Source organism: Streptomyces sp. AC627_RSS907, from assembly GCF_019049165.1.
In genome coordinates this window covers 1-609 of the sequence record NZ_JAGMUE010000322.1, presented here as the reverse complement: position 1 = coordinate 609, position 609 = coordinate 1, and the positions used below count along the sequence as shown (strand labels likewise).

At 75.4% G+C, this 609-nt stretch carries 1 pseudogene; it reads left to right on the top strand.

Annotated elements, in window-relative coordinates:
- Positions 1–488, top strand: a pseudogene (locus KUM32_RS35510) (FAD binding domain-containing protein); the annotation flags it as partial.
- Positions 489–609 lie beyond the last annotated feature (121 nt).

The window sequence follows — 609 nt, the reverse complement described above, 5'->3', positions numbered from 1 at the left end:
ACGCCAGTGTCGTGCTGCGCGGGCCGGATGGCGAGCGCCGGGTCGCGCTGACCGAGTTCCACCGGCTGCCGGCCGACCTGCCGGAGCGGGACACCGTCATCGCCCACGACGAGTTGCTGACGGCCGTCGAACTGCCCGCGCCGCCGCCAGGCCACTCGGCCTACCGCAAGGCCCGCGACCGCGCCTCGTACGCCTTCGCGCTGGCCTCCGTCGCCGCCGTGCTCGACGTGCGCGACGGCCAGGTACGCGAGGCGCGGCTCGCCTTCGGGGGACTTGCGGCCAAGCCGTGGCGGGCCAGGGTCGCCGAGCAGGCGTTGCGCGGGGCGCCGGCGACCGAGGACTCCTTCCGCCGGGCCGCCGAGGCCGAGTTGGCCGCCGCCAGGCCGCTGCGCGACAACGGCTTCAAGGTGCCGCTCGCCCGGAACCTGGCCACCCAGGTCCTCACTTCGCTCGCCGACGCCCACCACCAGTCACCTTCGGCACGTTGAGGAGCAGTCCATGCGCCCACCCGAGACCGGGGCCCCGCTGCGCCGCCTCGAAGGCCAGCTCAAGGTCACCGGCAGCGCGCGGTACGCGGTCGAGTACGCCCTGCCGGAGACGGCGTACGCC